This window comes from Cupriavidus sp. 01T418, from assembly GCF_056398885.1.
The window spans coordinates 37,033-64,025 of the sequence record NZ_JBFTQG010000005.1 but is presented as its reverse complement, the minus strand read 5'-3'; the positions used below and the strand labels follow the sequence as shown (position 1 = coordinate 64,025).

Below are 26,993 nucleotides of genomic sequence, written 5' to 3'. Positions count from 1 at the left end.
GGGAGGCAGCCGCCGCAGGCGCGGGCTATTCCGGCTGGATGCCGGCGGCTTTGATCACCTCGGCCCATTTCGCGGTTTCGCTGCGCACGAACGCCGCCAATTCTTCTGGCGTCGATGGGGAGGGTTGGCCTCCTGTCTGGCTGAAATGTTCGGTAGCCGCCGGGCTGGTCAGCCCCTGTCGAATCAGCTGGCTCATACGCGCGATGACCGGTTTTGGCGTGGCGGCAGGGAAGAAGGCAGCAACCCAAGCCGTCATCTCGTACCCCGGCAGGCCGCTTTCCGCCATGGTCGGGACATTGTCGAGCAGGGGATGGCGCCTGGACGTGGTCACGGCGACTGGGCGCAGCTTGCCGTTCTGGATCAGGGGCAGGGCAGGATTGATGTCGGAAATCATGAAGTCGACCTGGTGGCCCATCAAGTCGGTCAGGGCCTGCGGCACGCCCTTGTACGGCACATGCAGTGCCGGTGCGCCGCTCATGATCTTGTAGAGCTCACCGGCGACCCGGGTGGAGGAACTGCCGCTGGCGAAGGTCATCTTGCCTTGCCGGCTTTTCGCCAGCGTGGTCAGTTCTGCCACCTTCTGCACCGGGCTGTCGAATGGCACCACCAAGACCAATCCGCTCTTGGCGATCAACGACACCGGCGCGTAGTCCTTGATGGGATCATAGGGCAGCTTCCTGAACAGGGATGCATTGGCTGCATGGGTGGTATTTGTCGTGATGAGCATCGTGTAGCCATCTCCGGGCGCTCTCGCGACCGCCGTGGCCGCGATGAACCCGTTGGCACCGGGGCGGTTTTCCACGACGACGGACTGGCCGGTCTGGGCGGTGATGTTCCGCGCGATGTAGCGAGCGGTGTTGTCCGTGCCGCTTCCCGCAGGGAACGGCACCACCACACGGATCGGTTTGTCCGGATACTCGTTCAGGCCAGTTGCCCACACCAGTTGCGACGCCGCGCAAGCAGCGGCTAGTCCGGACAGCAGGGCGAGCATGCGTCGCCGGGGAAATCGCTGGGTCATCTTGTCTCCTCCCGCATCGTGGGATCTGATTGATTCACTTGGCCGAGCTGGCGTCAGGTCAGCGGATCGTGTGCGCGAATGACGATCAGCTCGCGCATTCCGCCTGCCGATTCGAGGCTGAGCTCGGCTCCGTCGGGAATGTAGGCCCACTCCCCGGCCCCGGCGGCGAAGCGCTCGCCTTCGATGCGCCCGTGGATCGTGCCGCTACGCACGAAGAGCACCTGCTCGGTCTCGCCAAGCCTGTGCGGCTCGGCGCCGCCATCTGGGTCAAGGTCGACCATGTAGATGTCGAGAAACCGGGAATCGACGGTCTGGCGTGTGATGACCGGCCTGGCGAGCGCGCCACGGTAGTGCGGCAGCTCGATCGCTTCGGTGCTGACTGGAACGTCGCGGACATCGGCGGCACCGGCCTGAAGGCGCGGGTCGTCCGGGCCGCTCGCGGTCACCGCTGCGTTCGGGTTTTCGCTGTATGGCGGAGCGTAGACCACCATCACCTGTACCGGTTCGTCGCTGATGACCTCGAAGCGATGGAAGACGCCGGCCGCATTGAAGCTCCAGTCCCCCGCGCGCAAGATGCGCTGCTTTCCGGGTAGTTCGCCGATACCCTCGCCGGCGAGCAGGAACGACGCCTGCTCGAGGTCCGGGTGTGCATGCGGCAACGCGCCGTGGCCTCGGGAAATCGTACCCAGCAGGACTTCGAGGCGGCGCGCGCCGACAGTCTCCTTGCCGATGATGCGCTGGTTCGCCGTTCCGGTGTGGTTGGCCGGTGCGTACGCGGCCACGTCGGTGGCCCTCCGTACAAAGGGTGATGTCATGCCGATGTCTCCTTGTTCGAATGGTGAAGTCTGTCGCGCTCAGCGGCGGCTGTCGGGGATGGCCAGCGCCGGGTAATGCTCGGTCAGCTTGGCTGGCATCTCCACATCCAGGATGAAACGATCGCCGCGATACCAGAATTGCCCTGCCAGAAGCACATTGCCGTCGACGTCCAGCGTCGATCGGACGATCCTGGCGATTGGCGCCCCGAAGCCATAGCCGAGATCGCGTGCCAGGATATAGTCGGCCGGCTCGACCGTCATGGTCTGCTGCATCATGCCAAGGCGGTCGCCTTCGACCTGGCGGAGCAGATGACCGAGCTTGTGGTGCTTTTCGCCACCGCGGGGAAAGCGGGCAAAGACCGACGAGGCTACATACATCTCGATCAGGCAAAATGGCGTGCCGCCATGCATATGCAGTTTGCGCACCATCACATAACTGTCCAGCGGCGTGCCGCGCCGGACCAGGTCCGGCCGCAACGCCACGCCCTCGCGCATTTCCAGGATGCGGATTTCCAACTCGCTGCCATGGGCTGATTCGTCATTGATGGCGGAGCGCAGCCCTTGTCCCGGTTCTGATGGCTGCTTGATGACGTGCGTGCCACGACCTCGCTGGCTGCTGACCAGACCCTCCTCTGTCAGGGCGGCAAAGGCCTGGCGCACGGTGACTTTGGCGACCCCATAGGTTTGCGCGAGGCTATCCACGGTTGGCAACTGCATGCCCACCGGGTACTCGCCCGAAACGATCCTGTGTCGGATGACGCTGGCCAGTTGTCGATATCGCGTCACGCCACCGGTGCCGTCGTCAGCGAGAATGACGCTCTCGTTGGCAGCTGCGTTGGACGCATTTCTCGTCATGACAACAGCTCCCGCGGCACACGCACTGGCATGGTCAGCAGGATCTGCGCCATGCCCTTTCCGAGCGGATCGTTCCGCAGCGACGCCATGCCGCCGCCATCCAGGGCCGACTCGCAGACAAAGTTCATGGCGTCGAAGCCGGGCAGGTCATAGCATGTCACCGGCCCCTTCACCAGGTACCCAAGCCAGTCCGCCACGCGCGCCACCGTCACTTCGGCCCGGAGCACGGGCAGGTACGCCCGGCGGCGGGCGATCAGCCCGATGTTCGAAGTATCCCCCTTGTCGCCGCTACGGCCATAGGCAAGCCGTATCAGCGGAACTTCGACGGTATCGCGTTCCGCAGGACCGGCGCCCGTTTGTTCAGCGACTTCAGGTGCCGCGGGCGCGACCGGTGCCGACGCGCTGCCTGAAGGAATGGTGACGCCGCTGCGTACGCCGCTCATCACCACTGCCGGGGTCAGGGCGCTCTTGTCGAGCAGGAATGCATACTGGCGGATCGATGGCGAGGGACTGGAACGCCCACCAGCCGAGCCCGTCGTGCCCGGCGCCCAACTGGTCCCCGCCGCGGCAATTTCCCGTGCGAACAGTTCCAGCGCCGCCTTCTCGGGATGCATGACCGCCAACCGCATCACCGCCTCGCGGGTGTGCCGGACGGCAGCATGTGGCCCAAAGCAGGACTCTGCTCCCAGCACCTCGATCCGGGTGCGACTGTAGTCCCCCCAACCGTTCTCCCCGAAAAGCTTGCGCGTGCGGGCGAGGATCGCCTCCGCCGTGCGTTCCGCCTTGGCGACCGCGTCGACGCCGACGATGGAAAGCTGCGCGTTGCAGCGAAAGCCGTCGACATAGGTGGCACAGACTTTGTAGGCATTGCTCGGGGCCCGCCCGCGTGCGCCGCTGACTTCCACCAGGTCCGGTGCGGCCTGCCGAAGGGTTACCTGCGTGAAATCGCAGGTGACGTCTGGCAGCAGGTAGGTGGCCGGGTCGCCGATCTCGTAGAGCACCTGCTCGCCGACCGTGGCGGTATTGACCAGTCCCCCGGTGGCGGGGGGCTTGCCGACAACGAAGGTGCCGTCGGCACGGCACTCGACCACCGGATAGCCGATGTCGTGCCAGTCCGGGACGCTTTCCCAGTCGGTATGCAAGCCGCCCGTTGCCTGGCACCCACACTCGATGATGTGGCCGGCCAGACTGCCTTGGGCCAGGCGATCATAGTCGTCCGCATGCCAGCCGAACTCGTGCATCAGCACGCCGAGTGTCACGGCACTGTCCACGCAGCGTCCGGTGATGACGATCTGGGCCCCCTGGTCCAGCGCCTGCCTGATCGGCAACGCGCCCAGATAGGCATTGGCGCTGACCACGTGCTCTGGCAAGGGGCGGCCTTGCTGCATGTCTTGCACACCGGCTTCGCGCAACTGGGGAAGCAGGGGCATCACGTCATCGCCTTCCACCACGGCAATGCGCAGCGCCACGCCCTGTTCCGCCGCCAGCGCGGCAATGGCCTGCGCACACCCGTGCGGGTTCATGCCACCTGCGTTGCTGACCACGCGGATCCCGCGTGCGGCGATCTCTCCGATCAGGGCCTTCATTGTCACCGTCACGAAGTCGGTGGCGTAACCCAGTTCCGGTTTGCGCAATCTGGCAGCGGCCAGAATCGACATGGTCAGTTCGGCCAGATAGTCGAACACCAGGTAATCGATATCGCCGTGGCGCACAAGCTGTGGCGCGCCGACGCTGCTGTCGCCCCAGAAGCCAGAAGCACCGCCAATGCGTACCCTTTTTGCGTCCATGCCCATCTCCCTATCTGCCAGTCCACTTGGGCTGGCGTTTCTCGCGGAATGCCAGCTGGCCTTCGCGCGCGTCCTCGGTCAGTGCAAACAGCCCTATCTGGCTTTCCGTGAACGCCATGGACTGCTCGAACGACATGATTTCCATATGCTTGAGCGTGTACAGCCCCCGACGGATGGCGGCGGGCGAATTGTTCAGCATGCGGGTCAGCAAACGGTCCATCTCCGCGTCGAGATCGTCGCTGACGTAGTTGAGCAGTCCGGCGGCCAGCGCTTCCCTCGCGGACAGTGGCTCGCCGCACAGGCACAATTCGGTGAGCGTGCGACGTGGCACCAGGTGCTGCAGCACGCTCAGGACCTGCGCCGGGAACAAGCCCAGCTTGACCTCCGGCAGGCCGAAGCGGGCGCCTTCGCCAGCTATCGCCAGGTCGCACATCGCCATCAGTCCCATGCCACCCGCCATGCAGGCCCCGTTGACCCGCGCGATCAGCGGCACGGTTGACTGCCTGGCGCAGCGGAACAGGTCGGCCATCCCTTGGTAGGGATCCGCGTAATCGAACGTGAACGATTTGCCGGTCTGCAGATCGGCGCCGGCACAGAATGCCTGTTCGCCCGTTCCCGTAATGACCACAGCGCGGATGTCGGCATCGCGATCGGCGCGCAGGATGCCGTCGCGAAGTCCCTGCAGCACCCCCGGTGTGATGGCATTGCGGCGCTCCGGCCGGTTGATGGTCAGGTAGAGTGCTGCGTCCCGGACCTCGCACAGCAGTTCATCATTCATGGGAAGTTTCTCCTTCGGTTCGTTGCGCTTTCGACCCATCCCTGGAGATGCCTGACGCGAACAGCGTATCGATGGCGGCGTTGTCGTAGCCGGCCTCACGCAGTACCTCACGGCTGTGCTCACCCAGGCCGGGTGCGTGGCGGCGGCTTGTCGGCGGGGTGCCATGCCATTCGCTGGGCACCGCCATCTCCCGGATACGCCCGACGGCCGGGTGGTCCGATTCGCTGAAGAAACCGATGTCCTGCAAATGGGGATCATCCAGCAACGACTCGAACGTGTGCATCGGAAAGACCGGAACATCGGCCTCCTTGAGCAGGGTGCGCCATTCCTCGGTGGTGCGCTTGGCCATTTCGTCGCTGACCATCGCATACAGTTCGGTGATGTTGGCGGTGCGGGTGTTCATGTTGGCGAGGCGCGGATCGGTGTCGTACAACTCCGGCTTGCCAATGACCTGGAGGAAGGCGCGCCAATGATGATCGTGATAGATCAGGCAGCAGACATGTCCGTCCTTCGTCCGGTACGGGCGCCGTTCCGGCGAGAGCAGGCGCGGATAGCCGAAGCCGCCCTTTGCCGGAACGAAGGTCTCGCCATACAGGTGGTCTCCCATCACATAGGGAACCATGGTCTCGAACATCGGGACATCAACGCGCTGGCCCTTGCCGGTGCTCGTCCGCGAATACAGCGCGGCACAGATCACGCCGAAAGCATAGAGCCCCACCGAGCGATCCGCGATGGTGATTGGCAGATATCGAGGACTGTCGCCGCTGCCCAGCGAAACGGCCAGCGGCAGGCCGGTTGCGGCCTGGATCAGATCATCGAAGGCAGCCTGGGGAGCGTAGCGTCCGCGCTGCGAAAAGCCGAACATGCCGACATAGACCAGGCGCGGATTGATGGCCGACAGCGTTTCATAATCGAGCCCAAGCCGCTGCATGGCCTGTGGGCGCACGTTGTAGGCCAGCACGTCAGCATCGCGTACCAGGCAAAGCAGGGCCTCGCGCCCCTCAGGCGCTTTCAGGTCAAGCACGATGCTGCGCTTGTTGCGGTTCAGGCCCAGGAAGAGCGGCCCCAGCTTTTCATCGCCGCAGGGGCCTATGCCGCGCGTACTATCTCCGGTCGGCGACTCGACCTTGATCACGTCGGCGCCCAGGTCTGCCAGCATCTGGGTGGCAGAGGGCCCCATGAATACTGACGTGATGTCAACCACTTTCACGCCGGCCAGCGGTCCCGTTGTCTCGTTTTTCTTCATATCCATTTCATCTCGGTAGGTCAATGTAAGACGGCTGGCCCTGAGGCCACCGTTCCCTGCCTGGCCGGTGTTGAACCGGCAGCCGAGCACATAGTCGACCTATCGAATAAGCGGAAGGTAGGTCAAGTGCCGAGCGCTGGCTGACGGGGGAGACATCTGGCCGATGGTCTACTGGGGCCCGCCGTCGAGTTCTGGTATCCGCTTCCTGATTTTCGAGATAGTGTGGATCTTCACCCGTTGCGCCCACGGACCATCGATGGTGCGTAGATTCTTGCCCACGAGATGCGCCAGGCCAAGCTCGTCACTGAGCTGCGAGAGGGACGTCTCGATATCGAGCGAGAGGTTGGTGACAAGCACGTCGCCGCCATGGAAGACCAGGCTGTTCGACCAGAGAAAGCCTTTGGGTGCCCCCTTGCGATCGATGCCATCGAAGTCGCCGAGCTTGGCAATCACCCGCCCCTGCGTCGGCTCGAGCACGAGAATCTCGTTGGACTGGTTGCACGCGATCCAGAGGTTGTCGTGCTCATCGATCTTCACACCGTCGGGTCCGCCGCCGATCCGGTTGACGAAGACTTCAGGCGTGCCGGGCTCAAGCGTCGAGCCGGTCAGCGGTATCTTGACAACGATGTCGTTCGCCGTATTGGCGACGAACAAGGCCGTTGTCTTGTTGTTGAACGCCAAGCCATTGGCGCCGATGGTCGGCGGGATCCGCGTGGGCTTCAGCAGCGCGCTGGTGACCCATGCCGACGCCTCGCCGCCGTCGGGGCCGACCTTCCAGATGATGCCCTGGTGGGCGTCGGTCACGTAGACGTTTCCGGCGGGGTCGAACGTCAATCCGTCGAGGCCGGGGTTCTTGCCGGTGACCGTCATGAACACGGACGAGGCACCCGTCCTGGGATCGACGCTCAGGACCTTCGCGCCCAGGTAGTCGACGACGAGCAACTGGCCCGTGCGAGGATGGAAGCCGAGGTCAAGCAACATGCGGCTCGAGCCCTTGATGCTGACAGTGCGCAGGTGCTTGCCCTGCGGTTCGAACACAAGCAGCGCGCCCTCGCTTGTCCTGGGTTTTTCCACCGCCACCGTGACGACGTAGACGTTGCCTTCGCGGTCCACGGCGATCCCCTCCGGATGGGCCTCCCCCGGGGGCAAAGTGGCGAATGTCTCGACCTTGCCGCGCTCCCAGGCTCTTGCGGCCAGCGGCGTCGCCAGCAACACGAGCAACATCAGCATCGGCAGTATCGGCATCCTCTGGGCTTTGATCATTCTCATGTTGCACTCTTTCAATCTCGCGGATTGATGGATCGTCACTGATTGACTGATCGGTGTCGTAGACGCTGGTCTATAAGGAGCAGAGGAACGGCACCGCGCAGGCCGACAAGCGGCCTGCCATGGTGCAGTCGCTTTTTATTCCTTGATAAMGTCGGCGCCGTTGCCGCGGACGTAGGGCACCGGTCCGATGCCGCGCGCCGCCGCGAGAGTCTGGATCGCGTGCTGGATCGAGAGCGCGTCATTGAGCGAGTGGAACGTGCCGTCCTCGTTGAAGCTCACTTGCGCGCCTTCGATCCAGGCGATGGTGATCGTGTCCTCGGTGTTGTCCTCGGGCGTGTAGAAGGTATGCACCGAGCCGCCGGGCTCATACAGGTAGGAGCCCGCCGTCTGCGGCTGGTCGGGGTACTCGCGATACTTCCAGCAGCCCTGGATCGTCCATACCTGCGCCGTACCGGTGTGGTAGTGAATCGGCAGGGAACAACCGGGTTCCACGATGGCCATGAAGACCCACTCTCCGCGCTCCGGGTCCAGGCGCAGCGGCTTGATGTGGATGCCCGGAAAGACATCCTTGATCAGCGGGATCTGCTCGATGTTGACGGTCAGGAGTTTGTCCTGCGGCAGGGCGGGCAGGGGCAGCAGGGCGCCGGTAGACGTGGTGGGCTGCGCGAGAATTCTTGCATTCATGAGTTGTCTCCGTTTGTTAGAGGAGGTGAAACAGTGGACGGAAACCGTCCTTTGATGAGACAGAAGAGGCACGCCGGTCCGGCGGAAAACTCAGAGCTGCGGCGGCAACGCGCCGGAGGAATAGACGCGTCCAGCGCAAAGGTGAGGCTAACCGCTGCCGGGCCTGCATGTCACTGAATACTCCTAAAGTTCCAATGTTAGAAGTTTAGAGGCTGTGGAAGGTTTTTTCTGCCCCTTGTTTACCCTAGGGACTGAATCAAGGCCTTTAGCCTTGCTTGCGCGCGCTCGCTAGCTGTCCGCTGTTGGGGTTCGGTGATGGCGGGTACCGTTTTCAATAAGGATGCGGGGATGTCGATCTCTGAGACGTAGCGGTCACCCCGATACCAGGTAACGCCGGCGTGCGGCACGTCGCCTTTGCCGTCGACCACGCGCCGCGACATCTAGCGTTTGTAGAGGCCGGTCAGGGTGGCCGTGGCGAGCGTGTTCTGGTAGATGAAGAAGCGCACCACGGCGTTGGTCGGGTTGGCCGGCAACCCCAGCTTGGGCACGCCCAGGGCGTGCACGGTGAAGATGTAGCGGTGCGCGGGCAAGCCCTTGGGCGGGCAGGGACCGCCGTAGCCGATGGCGCCGTAGTCGTTGGCGGTCTGGGTGCCGCTGGCGCCCAGGTCAGTGCCGTCGCTGGAGCCCGGGCCTGCGGCGAGCTGGGTGACGGACGAATTGATGTCGAACAGGATCCAGTGCCAGAAGCCGCTGCCGGTGGGCGCGTCCGGGTCGTACAGCGTCAGCGCGAAACTCTTGGTGCCTTCCGGCGCGCCCTGCCACTGCAGCGCGGGCGAACGGTTCTGGCCGGTGCCGTCGTAGCCATCGAACTCATGCATCAGTTGCAACGGATCCTGATCCTTGAATTCAGGCGATGTTAATGTGAAGTTGCTCATGCCATTTCCTTTCACTTGATTTTGATAATCAGAAAGCCGTATCGCTTGTAGGTGCCCGCGGCCTCCGGACGATCCCATCGCCGTCAGCTCACCTCGAACAGGCTGGCGGCACCCATGCCTTGCGCATTCTCACGCGTCTTGTGGTTATCGGAACCGGTATCGGTGGCGCGGTCGCCCCTCGTCGGCCAACAGCCTTTTGCGAGTCACATCATGTGGACAGGTTCGCCGTAGCCCGGGCATAGGCAGCGCCCATTTCCGCGATTGTCGGATTGCGGCGTAGCGTCAGGCCGCCACTGACCTGCAGGTCCTGTCCCGTCATGAGGCGGGCGTCGCTTGCCACCACAGCGCCGCTTCAGCGACGTCGTCCACAGTGCCAATACGTCCGCGCGGATAGCAGGCCTCGAAGGCCTGCAATATTTCGGGGATGTTCAGGGCGTCACCCGACATCGGCGTGCGAGTGATGCCAGGCGAGATCGAATTGGCGCGAACTCCGAATTGGCCGAACTTGTTGACCACACAGCGCACGACATGGTCGGTGCCAGCCTTGGGTGCCAACGGCTCCGCGTTTCGTCCCATGGAGTCGTGAGCCCGCTTGCCTTCGGCCTCGCGACGGCGTAGAACCAGCGCGCTGCCGGGTCTACATGTCACTGCATATCTCCTAAAGTTCTAATGTTGGAATGTTAAGGGCTCCCAAAGGTTTTTTCTGCCCCTTGTTTACCCTAGAGACTGAACGAGGAGGGCCTTTAGCCTTGCTTGCGCTCGCTAGCTGCCCGCCGTTGCGGTTCGGTGATGGCGGGTACCGTTTTCAATGCGGACGCGGGGATGTCGATCTCTGAGACGTAGCGGTCACCCCGATACCAAGTGATGCCCGCGTACAGCACGCTGCCTTTGCCGTCAAGAAGACACCGCGACATCTTCGCGACGGGTGAGGCAAACGGGATCTTCAGCATGTCGCACAGCGGAAAATCCGCCGGCATCACGGTCATGCGTTGTCGCACACGTTTGCTCCGCGACCCCAATTCATCGAGCACCGCGGCGAGAAGCTTTTTGTTCTTGGCGGTGTCCTTGGGCAAGGATTCGAAGACCGGGGTCAACACATAGATCTCCGCGTAGCAGAACGGTTCGCCGGAATAGGTGTGCAGCTTGCGGACACAGACGTATTCACCATTCGACTGGTCGCCCGGTCCAAGCAGTTCCTGCGGCACCCTGGCGCGGCGCCGGACTTCGAGTACGTCAAAGGCGAGCGCCTCGGGCGCGGCGAACGGATCGTTGATCGCCAATTCGATGTCGCCCGTGGCGGCGGGCAGGGCCGCCACGTGGGTCCCGATGCCTCGCTGGCTACGAATCAGCCCTTCTTTAGAAAGCAGCTCATACGACTGCCGGACGGTATTGACGGCCACGCCCAGGTCAGCCGCGAGCTCCGTGATTGGTGGCAGCAACATGCCGAGCGGATACTCGCCTTTTGCGATCCGGTACCTCAGCAACGAAGCCAGCCGCTGATATTGCGCAACGCCCCGTTCAGCCGACAGCTCCGGCCGCTCAATCCCTGTCGTTCGATCGTCCGTCATTCCAATTGCCTGACATTCAGAACATTGGAGTATGCACTAGAAGAACGGGACTGGCCCTTAGCGAGCAGGCGTCGGCCGCTGTTCGGCTGGAAACGGTAGGGTCGAGATGTGGCGCAATGGCAGCAGGTTTGATTTGTACGTTGAACCAGTTGAAACGCGCGCTAGAACGCCTGGCCACGCCCTTGGTCAGGCGACGCCCCTCACAAATCTGGCTATGTCACACTTAATCGGTCGATATGCCGGGTTGGGGTTGGTCGCCGCGCTTAACCGCTAAATGTGCGTAATGACGCATATTTAGCGGTTAAGCGATCGCACGCCGACTGCTATATCGGCTGCGGTTGCCGCGAGGATCTCCCGATACGCATTCACCACGCCCTCCACCTGCCCGGGCGCAGGCACCTCTGTTTCGGTACGGCCGCTCAGAACCTTGCCGTCCGGCAGTCGCCGCACGGTCCAGGCGATGGTCGCCGCTGCCCACTTGCCCACATTGGCGTCGAGGTTTACCACCTCGGTCGTTACCCGGAAGGCCGGCTGCGTCGCCGACAGGCCGTGCTGGTAGAGATCCACCGCGTCGAGAGTCGATTGCAGTTGCTGCGACAGCGCATCGCGTAGCTCGTCGGGTAATGGAGACGTCCAGCGCGATGTGTCGAACAGCTTCACCCCCCCGCTGGTGCCGTCACGCACCACCAGCTGAATGCGGTTCAGCCGCTCGGGCACGCGCACCGGCGTGACCTCGATCCATAACGGGTCGCCGCTACGGCTCGCTCGCACTGTCACGGCCTGCGCGGCGTTGGAGCGACTGGCAGCCAGCGTGTAGTAGCGCGCCTCGGGCGACGCGCAGCCGTTCATCATGGCCGCGGCCGCGGCGGCCAGCGCAAAAAGCATCGTCAGACGTTTCATCATTTCTCTTCCCTCTTGCCTTGCAGCAGTGCTTCGGGATGCCGCTCGAGATAATCGGTCAGTGTGCGTAGCGAGACTGCCGTTTGCGTGAGTTCCTGCATCATCCGACGCGTATCCTGTTGCAGCGATGCGTCGGGCGCCAGCGCTCCATTGGCCGTGGCGAGCGTGCGGCGAACATCCTGCAGCGCGGCGAGCACTTCCGGTGCTACATCGCCATTGACCTGTGCCACGAGCTTGTCCGCGCTGACGAGCATCTTGTTCATCGACACCATCGCCGTGCGTGCGTCCTGCCCGATCTGGTCGAACGGCACCTTGCCGATCTTGGTCACGATGTCGCCAAGCTTGGCTTGCAGCTCGTCGAAAGTACCCGGTGTGGTCGGGAATTCGGGCAGCGATGCATTCAGGTCCAGAGCCGGCAGAGACGCTTTCGGAAAGAAATCGAGTGCCACATAGAGCTGGCCGGTAAGCAGGTTGCCGGTGCGCAACTGCGCACGCATGCCGCGCTGTACCAGGCTTTGCACGATGGCGCGCTTGCGCATGTCGTCAGCCACATCTTTCTCGCGCAGACCCATGCGAGACGGATAGAGCTCCACCACCACGGGCATGCGGAAGGCCTTCTTGTCACTCTGGTATTCCATACCGATCGAGCGCACCTGCCCAACGGTCACGCCGCGGAAATCGACTGGCGCACCCGGAGACAGGCCGCGCACGGACTGATCGAAATTAAGCACTGCCAGCGCGGGGGCGAGTTCCTCCGGTTCCTTCATGGCTTCAGACTGATCCGCGGCCAGCAGGTACTCGGTGTTCTCGGCGGCCGCAGTGTGCGCGGTCGAGTGCTCCGGGGCCTGGAAGGCTACGCCGCCAAGCATCACGGTGACAAGCGACTGCGTGGACAACTTCAGCCCGTTGGCGTCGAGCTTGAGATCGACGCCGCTGGCGTGCCAGAAGCGCGTATCGGCGGAGACGAGCTTGTCGTAGGGCTTGTTGACGAAGACCCGCAACGTGATGTCGCGGCCGTTCGACTCGAGTTGATACGCAACGACATGGCCGACCTGCACGCGACGATAGTAGAGCGGAGAGCCGATGTCGAGCGAGCCCAGGTCCTGCGCACGCAGCACGAACTGCCTGCCCGAGGAATCGGTGGTGATAACCGGCGGGACTTCGAGCCCGGTAAAGCTGCGCGTCGTCTTGTCCGACTTGCCGGCATCCACGCCGATATATGCGCCCGATAGCAGCGTCTCGAGCCCCGACACGCCGCTGATGGCAAAGCGTGGCCGCACCACCCAGAAGCGTGTGTCGGCCACGGCGAAGTTCTCGGCGTCCTTGGTCAGCGCGATGGTCGCGATCACATGCGAACGGTCCGCCGCCAGCCGTGCCGTCTTGACCAGTCCGATATCGACGTCCTTGTAGCGCACGGGGGTCTTGCCCGGCGTCAGCCCTTCCGCGGTGCGGAATGTGACGGTGATCTCGGGCCCGCGCGACGCAAGCGTGTTGATCAGCAGCGAAAGTCCGACTACCGCCGCAACGATGGGGATCAGCCACACGAGCGAGGGTAGCCAGCGCGCGCGATGCTTGCGTCCAGGCTGCGGTACACCGTGAGGCGGGGGATGATCAACGTGTTCTGGCATGGGCGGAGTGGGGAGGTTCGATGGGGGAAGACGACGTCTCGAGCGCATCCCACAGCAGACGGGGATCAAAGCTCAGTGACGCGAGCATGGTCAGTACGACAACCGAGGCAAAGGCCAGGGCTCCGGCCCCGGGCATGATCGTGGCCAGCGCGCCGGCCCGCACCAGCGAGGCCAGCATTGCCACCACGAAGATGTCGAGCATGGACCACCGGCCGATGACTTCGACCAGCGCGTAGAGCCGGGTCTGCTCGCGGATGCGCCAGGTCGATCTGCGGCGCACCGATAGCAGCAGCAGTGTCAGGATCATCATCTTCAGCAGCGGGACGACAACGCTGGCGGTCAGTACCACGAGGGCCAGCAGGTGCGAACCGGACAGCCACAGATAGATCACGCCGGACATGATGGTGTCGCGCTGTGTGCCGAAAATCGATTGCGTTACCATCACCGGCAGGAGATTGGCCGGGATATACAGGAGATAGGCGGCCAACAGGAAGGCCCAGGCGCGCGCCACGCTGGCCGGCTTGCGATGATGCAGTACGGCGCCGCAGCGCGGACACGGTTCGGCCTCGAGCGTCATCGGACTGAGCCGGTCGCAAGCGTGGCACGACAGCAGTCCGAGCGAAGTGGCGGTAGCTTGGGGCGATTGAGGCGTGGTCATGACGCGGCATCCGGTGAGCAGGGTGGCACGTCATCTGCATCATGGACAACGCGGTGATGCCACAGTTCGCGCGGATCGAAGGAAAGGATGGCGGCAAGTACGACCACAAGGGCACCGAACGACCAGAGGGCGACGCCAGGCCGCACCTGCGCAATGGTGGACAGCTTCACCACCGTGACCAGCACGCCGATCATGAGCACTTCGATCATGCCCCACGGCCGCGTCCGGCGAATGCTGCGCACGATGAAGTCGAACCCGGGTGGCATGCGGTACTGCGCCATCGGCACGAGCAGGTAACACATCATGAGCAACTCGGCCAGCGGAAGCAGGATCGTCGTGGCGAACACGAGCATCGCCACCAACGTCATGTCGTCCGCGTAGAGTGCCTGTACGGAGCCCCATAGCGTGGTCTCCATGCGCGAGCCCTTGAGGTCCATGACGACAATCGGATACGCGTTCGAGATCAGAAACAGAATCAGAGCGGTCACCACGAGCGGCAGCAGGCGGCGATAGGCAAGCGAACTATCGCGATAGAGCCCGCCGCCGCAGCGCAGGCAGGTGGCACGTTCGCCCGGTTCCAGTGCCACGCGCGTATGGAGTGCGTCGCAATGCTCGCATGCAACCAGCCGGCGCGGATCCTGTGGTGGAGCTGGCAGCGGGAAGTGGTTCTGATGCACTACGTGTCCTGGTATGGGTTATCGGCCTCGTTGTATGAGGCGAGCAGTGCGTGAGCGCACCGGAAGCTTTCAAGACTCCGTATTCTGCTACAAGATGACGTTAATGTCATCATGACACTAAGTATCGTATAAGAATTGCGACCCGCGCCGCTGGCGTCAAGGCGGGGATGTTCATGGCCTACGCCATGTTGTCGGCGTTGTAGCGGCGTATTGATATAATCGCCTCGTCACATAAGGACCACTAATTGAAGATGCTTGCCGATCCTGATCCCAAAGACCATCGCCCTCGCGTTGCCGCTGAACGGCGTGCACGGATGCGCAGGCGTCTCATTGAAAGCGCGATGTTCGTTTTTGCGCAGAGGGGCATCGGAGCCAGCGTGATCCCGGATGTCATCGCGGCAGCGGGCGTCTCACAAGGTTCCTTCTACAACTACTTCCGTACTAACGACGATCTGTTGGCGGCTGTCAGCGACGCGCTCAGTCACGACATGGTGCAAATGATCGAGAGCGTGGTCGGCAATATTGAAGACCCCGCGTTGCGTATTGCAACGGGTATTCGCTTGTACCTGCACCTTGCACGATCCTATCCTGTCGTGGCGGAATTTCTTTCCGCTACGGGCCTGAGTCTGGTCGGCAAGAAGAGCGCCGTGTACGAGCACCTGCCCGCGGATATCAAGGAAGGCCTGAAGAGCGGCACGTTTGACGACGTTTCGGCCGATGTTGCGTTGGACATGGTGGCCGGCGCCGGGCTGATCGCCGTTCACCGCATGGCCAAGGGCAGAACCACCAGGGATTATCCTGAACGGATCGTCCAGGCGGTGTTGCGGTCGCTCGGCGTGCCTGCACCGAGTGCCGTACAGTTAGCGTCCGCGCCTTTGCCAAAGCTGATGGCTCCGCCGGAATCATTGCTCGAAAAGGCACAGGAGAAGCTCGCGGCGAAAGCCGAGCCCTCCAACTAGCGAGTAGCGCTGGCGCTACGGCACGTCGCTGATCGATTCGGCGAGCAATCCGTCGAATAGCGCTTCGCTCGCATCCAGCGGCGACCTGGATATCGCGTCTGCCGCCGATTCCTCCACGCCTAAGGCGCACAATGCCACGGCAGCGGCGAGCTCCGAAAAATCTTCGCGACATTCGGTTTCGAGCATGCGGTGCATCGCGCTCATTGCAGCTCCGGCAACGATATTGAACCCCAGGGCGGTCGGCATGCGCTTGAAGCGATTGCGACGAACGCCCTCCTCTATGTCCCTGCGGACAAACTCCAGCATATTGGGTACCTGGTAGCCCGCCCAGCCGAGCCGGCCAAGGATGCCGGCCACTCCCGGCTGGTGTACCGTCAGCATCGACGCCAGCCGTATTCCCCTGGCGATGTGCTCGGCCGGGTCGTCATGGGCACGCACAATGGGATCGGCCGTCCGCACCCACTGTTCAGCAATCTTCCCGACAAGCTCCCGTACGATCGCGTCAGACGACGGAAAGTACTTGTAGAACGTTCCGCGCGAAACCCGTGCTGCCGAAATGATGTCGTCGATGGAAGGCGACGCGGCGCTTTTCTCTACCATCAGGCGCAGCGCGCTGTTCAGCAACAACGAACGCATACGCTGCCGCCGCTTTGCCGCAACTCGCTGCCGGTGGCCAGTCGTCTCCCATTGTTCTGTTTCAGCTGCGAATCTCGTCTGTATCGAGGTCATTGATCTGTTCTCTCCTCATGGTCAATGAGCCGACATGGCCACGCGGTCTTCCTGCGTCTTCAGCCCATGCCGGTCGCATCACTCCGCGTATTGCGATTGTCTTTTGCGCACCCCATGCTTTTGTCGCGTGCGCCATCTTCGGCGCATTTGGTCCGGCAAGTCAAAGGTGCGTCGACAAATAAATTATACGTCATCATGACATTAAAGTCATTATGATGTATATTCCAGGCTCTCGGGAGGGGCGAAAGCCCGAACAGGCCTGCCGTCAATGACGCCAGCACGAGTCCGAATGGAGTGGCTCGGTGGCCTGGACTGCTGATGACTCGCAGGCGAGCGACGGACCTTATTGGAGGGCAGAAATTGAACAGGAACCATCGAGCGGCAGCTCTTACCATCATCGCGGCGCACCTGCTGGCCGCCTGTACACAGGGTCCGGCATCCGAACACAAGGATGTTAGGCCGGTGCGGACAGTGATCGCCGGGCGCGCCGCCGGGTCGGTCAGCGCGAACTACTCAGGCGAAATTCGTGCGCGTTACGAAAGTCTGTTGGGATTCCGCACAGCCGGCAAGATCGTCGCGCGGATGGTGGAAGTTGGCAGTCATGTCAAGCGCGGCCAGCCGCTGTTCCAGCTCGATCCCACGCAGGAAACATTGCAGGTCGCCGCGGCGGGAGCGGAGGCAGATGCGGCGCGGAGCCGGGTAGCCCAGGCGCGGGTGGACGTTAAGCGTACCGAGCAACTGCTCGCGCAGAACTTTGCCTCGCAGGCCGAGTTGGACCAGCAGCGGCTGGCGCTTAACCAGGCGGAAGCCCAATTGCGTTCGGCACTGGCGCGGCAACAGTTGAATGCCAACATGCGCGGATTTACCACGCTCGTTGCCGACCGTGATGGCGTGGTCAGCGCGATCAACGCGGAAGCCGGCCAGGTGGTCTCGGCCGGGCAGACGATCGCGACCGTCGCGGCTGACGGCGAACGCGAGGTCTCCATCAGTATTCCGGAGTCGCGAGTCGACGAACTGCGCAAGGCGCCGGCGCTAACGATTACGGTGTGGGCGCATCCGGACAAGTCCTGGACGGGCAAACTCCGAGAGCTTGCTCCGGACGCGGACAGTATCACGCGGACGTACTCGGCGCGCATTTCCATCCAGGAGGCGGATCCGGAACTGCTGCGTCTAGGCATGACAGCGTCTGTCATCGCGCCCGACGTGGATGGCAGTGGCGTAGTCCGGGTGCCCCTGACCGCCATTGTCGATCATGAACGTGGCCGCCAGGTGTGGGTGGTTGACCCGAAGACGTCGCGCGTTATCGCGCGTGAAGTCAAGCTGGGCGCCGCGCAGAACGACAGCGTCATCGTGGTCGGAGGCTTGGCCGGCGGAGAAACCGTGGTGAGTGCCGGCGTGCATATGTTGCAGCCTGGCCAGCAGGTGAAGGTCGCCGAGGCGGCAGGTGTAACCGTCGCCAAGGCGGGAGGTGTGAAGTGAAAGGCATCAACCTGTCCGAATGGGCACTGAAGCATCAGCAGATGATCGCGTTCCTGCTGTTGCTGCTGTCCGTGGCCGGCGTGCTGGCATATGGCAGCCTGGGCCAGAAGGAAGACCCAGAGTTCACGATCAAGACCATGGTCGTCCAGGCGTACTGGCCGGGAAGCTCCGCACAGCAGATGGCCGATCAGGTCACCGACAAGATCGAGCGCAAGCTGCAAGAGGTGGCGGAAATCGACTATACGTCCACCTATGTGAAGCCGGGTGAAACGCAGGTCAAGGTGAACTTGCGCGAGGACGTACCACCCGGCGCAGTGCCGGACGTGTGGTACCAGGTTCGGAAGAAGATGGGCGACATCCGGCACACCCTGCCGCAGGGCACGCAGGGCCCTTTCTTCAATGACGAGTTCGGGGACACCTTCGGCAACCTCTATGCCATCACTGGTGACGGTTTCGACTATGACGATCTGAGACGGATCGCGGATGCCGCACGCAACGAATTTCTTCGCGTCGGCGACGTCAACAAGGTCGACCTGGTGGGCAAGCAGGACCAGAAGATCTATGTGGAAGTCTCCACCGCGAAGCTCGCCTCGCTGGGGATCGACCCGGCACTGATTGCGTCGACGCTCCAACAGACCAATGCCGTGATATCAGGCGGGACGGTGCAAACCACCGCGGAACAGGTGCGGCTGGCTGTCAGCGGCGAGTTTGACTCGGTCGAAGGGATTCGCGCCATCGGCATCCGTGCCGGCCAGCGTACCTTCCGCCTTGGCGATATCGCCGACGTCCGTCGGGGCTTTGTGGAGCCTGCCACCTCGAGGATGCGTTTCAACGGCTTCGAGGCGATCGGACTTGCGGTGAGCATGCGCAAGGGCGGCGACGTGATCCGGCTTGGAACAAAGCTGGAAGAAACGGTAAAGCGCATCGAGTCCACCTTGCCGGTGGGCGTGCAGATCCACGCCGTGAGCGACCAGCCACATATCGTTGAGCATTCAGTATTCGAGTTCAAGAAGAGTCTGGCCGAGGCAGTGGTCATTGTGCTCGTCGTGAGCTTCCTGTCGCTGGGCTTTCGCACGGGACTGGTCGTCGCGCTCAGCATCCCGCTCGTGCTCGCCATGACATTCCTCGCGATGTATGTAATGGGCATCGACTTGCAGCGCATCTCGCTGGGTGCGCTGATCATTGCGCTCGGACTATTGGTGGATGACGCCATTATTGCCGTTGAAATGATGGCGCTTAAGCTCGAGCAGGGCTGGGACAAGTTCCGCGCCGCCACATACGCGTACACGGCCACGGCTTTCCCGATGCTCACCGGCACGTTGATCACGGCTGCGGGATTCCTTCCGGTCGGCTTTGCGAAGTCGGGCACTGGCGAATATGTGTACTCCCTGTTCCAGGTGGTGGGAATTTCGCTGTTGTTGTCGTGGATCGTGGCCGTCCTCTTCACGCCTTACATCGGCTTCAAGCTGTTGAAAGAGCATGCGCACGCGTCGCATGACGAGGATGCCGTCTACCAGCGCGGCTTCTATGTCAAGTTCCGCCACTTCATCGACTTCTGCCTCAGGCAGCGCGCGTGGGTACTCGGCATCACGCTTGCGGCATTTGTCGGCGCACTGGTGCTGTTCAAGACGATACCCCAGCAGTTCTTTCCGGCGTCAGACCGGGCCGAACTCATTGTGGACCTGTGGATGCCGAAGGCCTCGACCTTTGCGGCGAGTCAGCGCGAGGTCCAGAAGCTGGAAGGCCTGCTCAAGGGCGATCCGGATATTGCGGCGGTGACCAGCTTTGTTGGCAACGGTACGCCACGATTCTACCTGCCGCTCGATGTGCAGACGCCCAATCTGAACCTGGGCGAGATGCTGGTGATGACGAAGGGCGGTGAGGCACGGGAGCGGGCGAAGGAGAAGCTCGAGAAGCTGTTCGACGGAAGATTCCCGAACGTGCGTGGGCGCGTCAATCGACTGGAAAACGGTCCCCCTGTCGGTTACCCGGTGCAGTTCCGCGTGTACGGGCAGGACAACGCCAAGATTCGTGCAATCGGGCAGCGGGTGGCGGACATCATGCGTGAAGAGCCCCACGTGCGCCAGGTCAACCAGGATTTTGGCGAACGCATCAAGCGTGTGCAGGTCGACGTCGACCAGGACAAGGCGCGTGCACTGGGCATCAGCTCAGGCCAGATCAAGGAGGCCCTTGAGGCTTCGCTGTCGGGCACGCCGATCACGCAGTACCGCGAGGAAGACCAGGGTATCGACGTGGTTTCGCGCCTTGTCGCGGCGGAACGTACGGACCTGAACAACTTGAAGGACGCAAAGATCTATGTGCGCGACGGCAAGTTTGTGCCGGTCTCGCAAGTGGCCCGGCTCACGCTTGACAGCGAGGACAGCGAGCTGTGGCGGCGTAACCGTGTGCCAACGTTGACCGTTCGTGCCGATATCGCAGGAGCGCAGGCACCTGACGTCACGCGTGCACTGCAACCGAAGATCGACGCACTGGAAAAGGCGCTTCCGCTCGGCTATGGCATCGAGATCGGTGGGGCTTACGAATCGAGTGCGAAGGCCCAGCATTCCGTTTTCGCGGTGATGCCTGTCACGATCGTCGTGGTGCTCGTACTGCTGATGATTCAACTGCAGGACATGAAGAAGATGGCGATGGTCCTGCTGACGGCGCCGCTTGGCTTGATCGGTGTCAGCGCGATCATGGCCGCGTTCCGGATTCCGTTCGGTTTTGTCGCCATGTTGGGCGTCATCGCCCTCGCTGGAATGATCATCCGCAACTCGGTCATCCTGGTCGTACAGATCGATCAGGATGTGGGCGCGGGCGTCGCACTGTGGACGGCCATCGTCGAAGCGGCGGTTCGACGGCTGCGTCCGATCGTGCTGACTGCCCTGGCGGCAATTCTGGCGATGGTGCCGCTTACCCATTCCGTGTTCTGGGGCCCCATGGCGTGGGCAATCATGGGAGGGCTCGCCGTTGCCACGGTGCTGACGCTCGTCTTCCTTCCCGCTCTGTATGCGACCTGGTACCGGGCTAAGCGCCCCGCGACCGTCTGATCGCAAGTATGACGATGAGAGTTATTTCGATGAAAAGATTGAGTATGGCCCTGCGGGCCGGGCAGGTGGCGTTGGGCTGCATGCTTTTCCTGAACGCTGGAGAGTCGGGCGCTATCGACCTCGTGGGGGCCTACCAGCAGGCATTGGCGCATGATCCGACGAGCCTCGCTGCAAATGATGCACTCACGGCGGGGCGGGAGATGGCTGTGCAGGGTGACGCCTTGCTGCGTCCTCGCGTAAGCCTGCAAGCGGCACTGGACCGGATCAACAATCGTTCGTCCGGCAACCCGCCGGCCGAGGCCGCACCGTTGGTATCCTCCGATAGTTCGGGCACCGCGCGGCAGGCCGGCGTGATGCTCATTCAGCCGCTGTACGACAGGACCGCGGTAGCCACGAAAAAGCAGCTGCACGAGCAATCGAACCTGGCGCAAACGCAGTTCGACCAGTCCCGCCAGGATCTGGCCTTGCGGGTGGCCGAGGCATACTTTGGCGTGGTGTTGGGCGAGGAAACGCTGCGCGTAGTGCAGGCCGAGAAGGCGGCCTTGCGACAGCAACGGGACCGCGCGAAGGCGCGCTTCGACATCGGCCAGGGCAAGATCACCGATCTTCATGAAGCCCAGGCGCGCCTGGATGGTGTCGAGAGTCGTGAAGTCACGGCGCAGTCTGCGCTCGAGCAACGACGCACGCGCTTTCTGGAAACGGTCGGCATGCCGCCCGATCGGCTCAGCGGGCTGGCGGCCAATTTCGCGCCTCGACCGCCGGAACCGGACAATCTCATGGCCTGGCAGGCAAGGGGCGAAGAGCAGAGCTACCTCGTCAAGACCAAGCAGTCGCAGTTCGACATTGCCGGCGCGGAGATCGACAAGTACCGCGTCAGCAGTCGCCCGACTGTCGCGCTCGTGGCACGTTATGGCGCACAAGGGCAAACCGGCAACCTGGCTCCCTGGATTGCAGCCAGCACCAGTCGAACCGCGACGATCGGCTTGCAGCTCAACATTCCGCTGTACGCGGGCGGCGGACTGGATTCGCGCGAGCGGGAATCCGTCGCGAGGAAGAGCCAGGCAGAGCAGGAGGTTGCCGCCGCCCGGCGAGACGTGCGCTTGCATGTGCAGGACGGATTCCTCTCGGTGAAAACCGGCGTGTCGCGCGTCGCCGCGCTCGAGCAGTCGTTGACTTCTGCGCGTAGCGCGCTCGCGGCGACGACGCTTGGCCGGGACGTTGGCACCCGTACGGAACCCGACGTGCTGGACGCGCAGCAGCGCGTGTTCACCGCTGAACTTGACCTGGTTCAGGCACGCCTGGATTACCTTCTTGGCCGTCTGCGGCTTGCCGCCGCGACGGGGGAATTGAGCGAGGAAACCCTGCGTTCGCTGAATGCCTGGCTCGCATCCTGATCGAGAAATCCTATGCTAGGAGAACTGCAGCACTATTGGAGCGGCCCTTTTCTCGCCGCCAACGCGCTCATCGGACTGAACATGGTGGGCGCGCTGCTGCTCGGCATGCTGGTTGGCTACGAGCGCTCGTACAACGGCCGCGCCGCCGGCATGCGCACCTACGGCCTCGTGTGCATGGCGTCCACGGCGCTGACGGTGTTCGTCGGTCATGCGTCGCTCTGGTACGGCGGCGCCACAGCGCACATCCAGGCAGACCCGACCCATACGATCCAGGGCGTGGTCACCGGCGTCGGCTTCCTTGGCGCCGGAGTCATCATGAAGGACGGCATGAGCATCCGCGGCCTCACGACCGCGGCATCCATCTGGGCTGCCTCGGCCATAGGCGTGTTGCTCGGCGTTGGTTTCTATGCCGCCGCGTTGCTGCYCGCCGTGCTATGCGTGGGCTCGATGTCCCTGTTGCARCGGCTGGAGTCCAGGCTTCCGGGGCGCATGACGCTTGACGTGTCGCTGACTTTCCAACCCGGAGAAGCCCCTGACTTCGATCTGCTGATCGACAGGGCAAGGTCCCGCGGCTATCGCGTGCTGCACGACAGCCTGACTATCACGTATGCCGACAGCCAGGCCGTGTGGCGCATCAGCCTGGTCGCACCGGACAAGGCGCGCGCGCTATCGCCGGCGGGACTTGCGGCCGAGATGGCTGTAACCCAGGGAGTCTCCCGGTTCAGCATCGTACCGGTGCGCAATTGATTCGGGTAAGCGAACACCTTAGTCAGGCGCGTTGTCAAGGTAGTCTCTGCGCCATATCGCCACGGCGAGCTTGCCACGATCCACTGTCAGCCTGCTCGTAAATTGGCATTGCCGGCATGCAACACCCGCCCGCACAAACCCATCATGAACAGGACCGCTCATGTTTTCAGGCCATTTGATCCATTTAAGAAACTCCACCATCGCGATCACGCTGTTGATGGCGTCGGCGGCTGCATTTGCTGCTCCGCAGACAAGCAGTCTCGCCTTGAATCTAAATACCCAGCACGGCATTAGCGACGGTCGGAGCGGCACTGAGCTGGGAACCGCATCACTTTCACAGCAGAAAATCGGCGGAGCACAGCCGACCTCAACATCCGGGACGCTGCCGGGTAACGAATTGGCGATATATCCATACATCGTCGTGCCGCCTACGCAGTTACCTGGCGTTGCGGCTGCTCCGCGTTCGCAGCCCGTTCCCCCACCGATGCCACGTTTGCCATAGCAAGCATGCACCGGATGCAGCGCGCCGCGGCTTCTGCCTGCGCCGAAACTACCCATCGCTCAAGATCACAAAAGCGCTCTGACGTAGTACATCGAGGCGAAGCCGAGGCATTCAATAGAGGCCGGGCGCCCGGGTCTGCCCGGAGACGAACAGGATTGGAAGCAAAATGGAACTTCGCTCCAGGAAATACTTCGACGAACGCGCGACGCAGTAGATGCGTGCCCACCTTAAGCCCCGTGAGCGCACGCTGCAGCAAATGCTGGGCAACCTCAAGGGTTAACCCAACTGTTTCACCATATCAGTGATGATGACGAACTGGATAGTTCTCAGCATTTTTTCTTCTCCTGCCAGAACCGCGGCAAGGGCCGGCTGAGCTTCACGAAGTTTGGCATTTTCGGCCTGAATTTCGGCTAGCAATTTTTCCGCTGCTGCTCGGATGTCCTTGCACATCTGATGCAGGAAGCGCTCAGCCGTCCTGGATGCAATGCCCAACTTGTCTGCGACACTGAGCATGAGAGTCCCTGTGACGCTATGAAATGTGTCTGTGCCAAGAAGGCCCCAGGCCAGGCGGGTGTCCTTAGGCCAACCAGTCTTGCCGTAGGCTGCGGTGTCGTAGGCGGCGACGCTCAACAGGTCATAGAAAGGCGCAAGACTAATTCCTTCTGCGGTCACCAAGAAGCTGAGATTCTTCAGGTGAGCATCGCTGTTTCCAATCAGCAGGTTGAAGACAAGCCAACGAAATAGGCTTACGCGAGTGGGTCCGGGAAAGCGCGTACGCTCGACCAATTCACCGAGAGACTCGACACTTCCTCTTGAATACTTGAAGGCACTGGACATGCTGAGCAGCTGGCAAGCATCCAGGGTATGTACACGGCTCCATTCGTCCGCCACCTCTATCCGGTCAAACCGGTTTATCAGGTAGACGGGAGAGGGTACATATAGCCGGTGGACGCCGGGAACTGGCAGCCGAAGCATGCGGGCCAGTCGCAGGGCAAAGTATTCGTTGATAACAGAGTGCGGGTAGTCGTCGGTGTCCTGGTGATTTGGTTTCAGGATGTGTGTCGACGGAGTCGGGCCGCCAGGTTCAAAAAGCTCCCCGCCGCGGAAGACAACCGCGAGCTTGTGTTGCGCGCCAGCCAGCGACATTCGCTTGATGGCGCTGTGCGTTAGGGGTACGCGCGGCAAATTCCTAATTCGCGCTTCCAGGTCTTCGAAGGACAGCGGGCGAAGCTCTGGTTTCACATGATTGGTTTGACCAGGGGGAAGCAGCGTTACGGAACCGGCTGACTCGGCACCGTAGTACTCCAACAGGGCAAAGGAGTCTCCCGCGCTAACTTTGGCGTCGGCTGCGAGCAATGTCCGTTGTCCTTCCTCCGCCAGCAGATTATCGAAGTACCACTGCACATGGCGCTTTGTGCTCCCATCCCGGATAGGTTCTGGCTGAAGCGGCAGCGCCGGACTAAGCGGGTGTCGCTCGGGGCTTGCCAGCCAAGCCGGGTCGTAGGTGAATTGCCAGATGTCGTCAGTCGCATCGAGCTCGCCGACGGGCACGCCATTGATGCTGGCAATCAGCGAGCGCTTAGTCACGGCCATTAGTCTCCAGCGGAGTCAGCTTGCCATTCTTCCGGTGACCTTGGGCCTGACGCCGCATCAGCTTTTCCCGTTCGGCGACAACCCAATTTGACGCGACATCGGGCAAGTCTGCGGACAAGCGAATGCCTAAGGACTGAAGGACCTCAAACAGGTGGCCCCAGTTGAGATTTGTATTCCCAGACTCCAATTTCAGCATGAAGCTCGCACTGACTCCGCTGGCACCTGCCGCGTCATCTTGTCTCAAGCTTTGTGCCTTTCGAGCCGCTCGCACGAGCACTGCAAAGTCTGAAGCACTCTGAATGGGAGCTTTCATGGTCAAAATCCTTATGATCGCAAGGATTTTACACCAAAGGTCTGCGGTTTACAAGAAAAACCATGCGAATGCGTGGTTTTCCACTGTTTGCCGGGTGTGCGGGCTCAAAACCGTGCGACCGCATGTTTTTTTGCAGCTGAGTGGTCGCTGCGGCTCGAAAACCCTGTGAGCGCATGGATTCTCAGATTCTCTCCCCTGAGTTCAGCGACTCGCTCGGGCTCGAGAACGGCTTCGGGGTTATCAGCAATAGCCTCGACAGTTGAGCAAACTTGCTCATTGCCAAGTAATGTGCAGAGCTACGCCGCAATTTGAAGGTGGTGTAGCGGTATGCAGTTGTGCTCTATCGGTGAATTGGGCTCGCATCTGCGAGGGCACCCCTATTTAACCTGTTGATTGCATTGCGATACGCAAACAACGCCGGCGCACCACCGGTATGCAGGAACAACAGCGGGCCATCCCCGGCAAAGCGCCCGCGCGCGACACCATCGAGCAAACCAGCCATCGCCTTCCCCGTATAGACGGGATCGAGCAATACCCCTTCGGCACCTGCCAGGATGCGGATGGCCTCCAGTCCCGCCCGGTTGGGTTCGCCATAGCGAGGTGCGAAGTACTCGTCCCACAGCTCGATCTTCAGCCCTGCCGGCACCTCCACATCGAGCAGCCCGGCGGTACCTTCGATCAGCCCTGCCACCTTCGGAGTCTGCGCTGCGACGCTGCGCGAGACCGTAACGCCGACGACCGGTGTATCCGGCATCGCGTGTGCGAGCGCCAACGCAAGCCCGCCGTGGGTTCCGGCACTGCCGGATGCCAGCACGACCGCCGAGAATGTCAGACCCATCGCTTCGGCTTGCTGCGCCAACTCCAGGCCCGCACGCACATACCCCAATGCCCCCAGCGGATTGGACCCGCCGATCGGAATGATGTAAGGCTTATGCCCGTCGCCATGCAGCCGTTGCGCAAGGGCTTGCAACTGTGCGTCGGCGTTGTCGAGATTGGCAACCGGCTCGGCCTGCGCATTGAACAGATCTAGCAGCAGGCGGTTGCCGCTATGCAGGTAATCGCAGTCTGTGGTGCCGGTCGGGTTTTCCAGCAAGGCCCTGCAGCGCAGTCCGAGACGGGCCGCCAGCGCAGCCGTCTGCCGGACATGATTCGACTGTATGGCGCCTGCCGTCACCAGCGTGTCGGCGCCCTGGCGCAAGGCGTCAGCGGCCAGGAACTCAAGCTTGCGCAACTTGTTCCCGCCAAACGCGAGTGGCGTGGTGTCATCCCGCTTGATGTAGATATCCCGCCTGAGCATCCGGGACAGGCGATCCAGCTTCTGCAGGGGCGTGACCGCGCCGACCAGATCGAGGCGGGCAAAGGAGGCAAGGCGATCCGAGATTTTCATGATTTTGACTCTGGGGGAGGTG

25 protein-coding genes are annotated in these 26,993 nt (G+C 62.3%); 6 read left to right on the top strand and 19 right to left on the bottom strand.

Annotation, left to right across the window (positions count from 1 at the left end; translation table 11 throughout):
• Nucleotides 1–25: 25 nt before the first annotated feature.
• The 15 genes from AC1DQ3_RS07750 to AC1DQ3_RS07680 all read right to left on the bottom strand — a co-directional run bounded on the left by AC1DQ3_RS07750 (nucleotide 26) and on the right by AC1DQ3_RS07680 (nucleotide 14,818).
• The gene (locus AC1DQ3_RS07750) at nucleotides 26–1,018 is read right to left on the bottom strand and encodes a Bug family tripartite tricarboxylate transporter substrate binding protein (protein ID WP_477119596.1); all 993 of its coding nucleotides are present in this window, start codon (nucleotides 1,016–1,018) and stop codon (nucleotides 26–28) included.
• 53 nt (nucleotides 1,019–1,071) lie between these two features.
• Nucleotides 1,072–1,833 carry a cupin domain-containing protein gene (locus tag AC1DQ3_RS07745; RefSeq protein WP_477119595.1) on the bottom strand — a complete coding sequence of 254 codons (762 nt, stop codon included), beginning with the start codon at nucleotides 1,831–1,833 and terminating at the stop codon, nucleotides 1,072–1,074.
• Nucleotides 1,834–1,872: 39 nt separating this feature from the next.
• On the bottom strand, nucleotides 1,873–2,688 hold the full coding sequence (locus AC1DQ3_RS07740) for a GntR family transcriptional regulator (protein WP_477119594.1): 816 nt from the start codon (nucleotides 2,686–2,688) through the stop codon (nucleotides 1,873–1,875).
• Nucleotides 2,685–4,475: an acyclic terpene utilization AtuA family protein gene (locus AC1DQ3_RS07735; RefSeq protein WP_477119593.1), complete on the bottom strand. Its 1,791-nt coding sequence runs from the start codon at nucleotides 4,473–4,475 to the stop codon at nucleotides 2,685–2,687. The genes AC1DQ3_RS07740 and AC1DQ3_RS07735 overlap by 4 nt, the downstream gene beginning before the upstream one ends.
• 10 nt (nucleotides 4,476–4,485) lie before the next feature.
• On the bottom strand, nucleotides 4,486–5,253 hold the full coding sequence (locus AC1DQ3_RS07730) for an enoyl-CoA hydratase/isomerase family protein (protein ID WP_477119592.1): 768 nt from the start codon (nucleotides 5,251–5,253) through the stop codon (nucleotides 4,486–4,488).
• The gene (locus tag AC1DQ3_RS07725; RefSeq protein WP_477119799.1) at nucleotides 5,246–6,499 is read right to left on the bottom strand and encodes a CaiB/BaiF CoA transferase family protein; all 1,254 of its coding nucleotides are present in this window, start codon (nucleotides 6,497–6,499) and stop codon (nucleotides 5,246–5,248) included. The genes AC1DQ3_RS07730 and AC1DQ3_RS07725 overlap by 8 nt, the downstream gene beginning before the upstream one ends.
• 168 nt (nucleotides 6,500–6,667) lie before the next feature.
• Nucleotides 6,668–7,768 carry an SMP-30/gluconolactonase/LRE family protein gene (locus AC1DQ3_RS07720; protein WP_477119591.1) on the bottom strand — a complete coding sequence of 367 codons (1,101 nt, stop codon included), beginning with the start codon at nucleotides 7,766–7,768 and terminating at the stop codon, nucleotides 6,668–6,670.
• A gap of 135 nt (nucleotides 7,769–7,903) precedes the next feature.
• Nucleotides 7,904–8,452 carry a 2,4'-dihydroxyacetophenone dioxygenase family protein gene (locus tag AC1DQ3_RS07715; protein WP_477119590.1) on the bottom strand — a complete coding sequence of 183 codons (549 nt, stop codon included), beginning with the start codon at nucleotides 8,450–8,452 and terminating at the stop codon, nucleotides 7,904–7,906.
• A 440-nt stretch (nucleotides 8,453–8,892) separates the two neighbouring features.
• On the bottom strand, nucleotides 8,893–9,387 hold the full coding sequence (locus tag AC1DQ3_RS07710; RefSeq protein ID WP_477119589.1) for a YbhB/YbcL family Raf kinase inhibitor-like protein: 495 nt from the start codon (nucleotides 9,385–9,387) through the stop codon (nucleotides 8,893–8,895).
• A 315-nt stretch (nucleotides 9,388–9,702) separates the two neighbouring features.
• Nucleotides 9,703–9,963 (bottom strand): SDR family oxidoreductase, encoded by a 261-nt coding sequence (locus tag AC1DQ3_RS07705; protein WP_477119588.1) that lies wholly within the window; start codon nucleotides 9,961–9,963, stop codon nucleotides 9,703–9,705.
• A 167-nt stretch (nucleotides 9,964–10,130) separates the two neighbouring features.
• Nucleotides 10,131–10,955 carry a GntR family transcriptional regulator gene (locus tag AC1DQ3_RS07700; RefSeq protein WP_477119587.1) on the bottom strand — a complete coding sequence of 275 codons (825 nt, stop codon included), beginning with the start codon at nucleotides 10,953–10,955 and terminating at the stop codon, nucleotides 10,131–10,133.
• Nucleotides 10,956–11,249: 294 nt separating this feature from the next.
• Complete coding sequence (locus tag AC1DQ3_RS07695) at nucleotides 11,250–11,858, bottom strand: PqiC family protein (protein ID WP_477119586.1); 609 nt, start codon at nucleotides 11,856–11,858, stop codon at nucleotides 11,250–11,252.
• On the bottom strand, nucleotides 11,855–13,483 hold the full coding sequence (locus AC1DQ3_RS07690) for a PqiB family protein (RefSeq protein WP_477119585.1): 1,629 nt from the start codon (nucleotides 13,481–13,483) through the stop codon (nucleotides 11,855–11,857). The genes AC1DQ3_RS07695 and AC1DQ3_RS07690 overlap by 4 nt, the downstream gene beginning before the upstream one ends.
• Nucleotides 13,467–14,141 (bottom strand): paraquat-inducible protein A, encoded by a 675-nt coding sequence (locus AC1DQ3_RS07685; protein WP_477119584.1) that lies wholly within the window; start codon nucleotides 14,139–14,141, stop codon nucleotides 13,467–13,469. The genes AC1DQ3_RS07690 and AC1DQ3_RS07685 overlap by 17 nt, the downstream gene beginning before the upstream one ends.
• A complete protein-coding gene (locus tag AC1DQ3_RS07680) occupies nucleotides 14,138–14,818 on the bottom strand; it encodes a paraquat-inducible protein A (protein WP_477119583.1) in 681 nt (226 codons plus the stop codon). Before AC1DQ3_RS07680 ends, AC1DQ3_RS07685 begins: the two co-directional genes overlap by 4 nt.
• Nucleotides 14,819–15,069: 251 nt before the next feature.
• Between AC1DQ3_RS07680 and AC1DQ3_RS07675 the strand changes: the two genes are divergently transcribed.
• The gene (locus tag AC1DQ3_RS07675; protein WP_477119798.1) at nucleotides 15,070–15,777 is read left to right on the top strand and encodes a TetR/AcrR family transcriptional regulator; all 708 of its coding nucleotides are present in this window, start codon (nucleotides 15,070–15,072) and stop codon (nucleotides 15,775–15,777) included.
• Between the two features lie 15 nt (nucleotides 15,778–15,792).
• Here AC1DQ3_RS07675 and AC1DQ3_RS07670 read toward each other — a convergent pair whose 3' ends face one another.
• The gene (locus AC1DQ3_RS07670) at nucleotides 15,793–16,506 is read right to left on the bottom strand and encodes a TetR/AcrR family transcriptional regulator (protein ID WP_477119582.1); all 714 of its coding nucleotides are present in this window, start codon (nucleotides 16,504–16,506) and stop codon (nucleotides 15,793–15,795) included.
• A gap of 360 nt (nucleotides 16,507–16,866) precedes the next feature.
• On the opposite strand from AC1DQ3_RS07670, the gene AC1DQ3_RS07665 reads away from it, so the two are divergent.
• The 5 genes from AC1DQ3_RS07665 (at nucleotide 16,867) to AC1DQ3_RS07645 (ending at nucleotide 23,678) form a co-directional block, all read left to right on the top strand.
• Nucleotides 16,867–17,985 carry an efflux RND transporter periplasmic adaptor subunit gene (locus AC1DQ3_RS07665; protein WP_477119581.1) on the top strand — a complete coding sequence of 373 codons (1,119 nt, stop codon included), beginning with the start codon at nucleotides 16,867–16,869 and terminating at the stop codon, nucleotides 17,983–17,985.
• Entirely contained in the window at nucleotides 17,982–21,035 is a 3,054-nt protein-coding gene (locus AC1DQ3_RS07660) for an efflux RND transporter permease subunit (RefSeq protein ID WP_477119580.1), read from the top strand. The genes AC1DQ3_RS07665 and AC1DQ3_RS07660 overlap by 4 nt, the downstream gene beginning before the upstream one ends.
• Nucleotides 21,036–21,079: 44 nt before the next feature.
• On the top strand, nucleotides 21,080–22,429 hold the full coding sequence (locus AC1DQ3_RS07655; protein ID WP_477119579.1) for a TolC family outer membrane protein: 1,350 nt from the start codon (nucleotides 21,080–21,082) through the stop codon (nucleotides 22,427–22,429).
• A 12-nt stretch (nucleotides 22,430–22,441) separates the two neighbouring features.
• A complete protein-coding gene (locus tag AC1DQ3_RS07650) occupies nucleotides 22,442–23,176 on the top strand; it encodes an MgtC/SapB family protein (protein ID WP_477119578.1) in 735 nt (244 codons plus the stop codon).
• Between the two features lie 160 nt (nucleotides 23,177–23,336).
• Entirely contained in the window at nucleotides 23,337–23,678 is a 342-nt protein-coding gene (locus AC1DQ3_RS07645) for a hypothetical protein (RefSeq protein WP_477119577.1), read from the top strand.
• A gap of 276 nt (nucleotides 23,679–23,954) precedes the next feature.
• Here the strand turns inward: AC1DQ3_RS07645 and AC1DQ3_RS07640 are convergent, their stop codons facing one another.
• From AC1DQ3_RS07640 to AC1DQ3_RS07630, 3 genes are all read right to left on the bottom strand, one after another.
• Complete coding sequence (locus tag AC1DQ3_RS07640) at nucleotides 23,955–25,271, bottom strand: HipA domain-containing protein (RefSeq protein ID WP_477119576.1); 1,317 nt, start codon at nucleotides 25,269–25,271, stop codon at nucleotides 23,955–23,957.
• Nucleotides 25,258–25,584: a helix-turn-helix domain-containing protein gene (locus tag AC1DQ3_RS07635; RefSeq protein ID WP_477119575.1), complete on the bottom strand. Its 327-nt coding sequence runs from the start codon at nucleotides 25,582–25,584 to the stop codon at nucleotides 25,258–25,260. Before AC1DQ3_RS07635 ends, AC1DQ3_RS07640 begins: the two co-directional genes overlap by 14 nt.
• Before the next feature lie 340 nt (nucleotides 25,585–25,924).
• The gene (locus tag AC1DQ3_RS07630; protein ID WP_477119797.1) at nucleotides 25,925–26,971 is read right to left on the bottom strand and encodes a D-cysteine desulfhydrase; all 1,047 of its coding nucleotides are present in this window, start codon (nucleotides 26,969–26,971) and stop codon (nucleotides 25,925–25,927) included.
• Nucleotides 26,972–26,993 lie beyond the last annotated feature (22 nt).

Bases quoted from the DNA above. Each gene is read 5' to 3' on its own strand.
- AC1DQ3_RS07750 (WP_477119596.1), bottom strand. From the start codon at position 1,018: ATGACCCAGCGATTTCCCCGGCGACGCATGCTCGCCCTGCTGTCCGGA.
- AC1DQ3_RS07745 (WP_477119595.1), bottom strand. From the start codon at position 1,833: ATGACATCACCCTTTGTACGGAGGGCCACCGACGTGGCCGCGTACGCA.
- AC1DQ3_RS07740 (WP_477119594.1), bottom strand. From the start codon at position 2,688: ATGACGAGAAATGCGTCCAACGCAGCTGCCAACGAGAGCGTCATTCTC.
- AC1DQ3_RS07735 (WP_477119593.1), bottom strand. From the start codon at position 4,475: ATGGACGCAAAAAGGGTACGCATTGGCGGTGCTTCTGGCTTCTGGGGC.
- AC1DQ3_RS07730 (WP_477119592.1), bottom strand. From the start codon at position 5,253: ATGAATGATGAACTGCTGTGCGAGGTCCGGGACGCAGCACTCTACCTG.
- AC1DQ3_RS07725 (WP_477119799.1), bottom strand. From the start codon at position 6,499: ATGAAGAAAAACGAGACAACGGGACCGCTGGCCGGCGTGAAAGTGGTT.
- AC1DQ3_RS07720 (WP_477119591.1), bottom strand. From the start codon at position 7,768: ATGAGAATGATCAAAGCCCAGAGGATGCCGATACTGCCGATGCTGATG.
- AC1DQ3_RS07710 (WP_477119589.1), bottom strand. From the start codon at position 9,387: ATGAGCAACTTCACATTAACATCGCCTGAATTCAAGGATCAGGATCCG.
- AC1DQ3_RS07705 (WP_477119588.1), bottom strand. From the start codon at position 9,963: ATGGGACGAAACGCGGAGCCGTTGGCACCCAAGGCTGGCACCGACCAT.
- AC1DQ3_RS07700 (WP_477119587.1), bottom strand. From the start codon at position 10,955: ATGACGGACGATCGAACGACAGGGATTGAGCGGCCGGAGCTGTCGGCT.
- AC1DQ3_RS07695 (WP_477119586.1), bottom strand. From the start codon at position 11,858: ATGATGAAACGTCTGACGATGCTTTTTGCGCTGGCCGCCGCGGCCGCG.
- AC1DQ3_RS07690 (WP_477119585.1), bottom strand. From the start codon at position 13,483: ATGCCAGAACACGTTGATCATCCCCCGCCTCACGGTGTACCGCAGCCT.
- AC1DQ3_RS07685 (WP_477119584.1), bottom strand. From the start codon at position 14,141: ATGACCACGCCTCAATCGCCCCAAGCTACCGCCACTTCGCTCGGACTG.
- AC1DQ3_RS07675 (WP_477119798.1), top strand. From the start codon at position 15,070: ATGCTTGCCGATCCTGATCCCAAAGACCATCGCCCTCGCGTTGCCGCT.
- AC1DQ3_RS07670 (WP_477119582.1), bottom strand. From the start codon at position 16,506: ATGACCTCGATACAGACGAGATTCGCAGCTGAAACAGAACAATGGGAG.
- AC1DQ3_RS07655 (WP_477119579.1), top strand. From the start codon at position 21,080: ATGGCCCTGCGGGCCGGGCAGGTGGCGTTGGGCTGCATGCTTTTCCTG.
- AC1DQ3_RS07645 (WP_477119577.1), top strand. From the start codon at position 23,337: ATGTTTTCAGGCCATTTGATCCATTTAAGAAACTCCACCATCGCGATC.
- AC1DQ3_RS07640 (WP_477119576.1), bottom strand. From the start codon at position 25,271: ATGGCCGTGACTAAGCGCTCGCTGATTGCCAGCATCAATGGCGTGCCC.
- AC1DQ3_RS07635 (WP_477119575.1), bottom strand. From the start codon at position 25,584: ATGAAAGCTCCCATTCAGAGTGCTTCAGACTTTGCAGTGCTCGTGCGA.
- AC1DQ3_RS07630 (WP_477119797.1), bottom strand. From the start codon at position 26,971: ATGAAAATCTCGGATCGCCTTGCCTCCTTTGCCCGCCTCGATCTGGTC.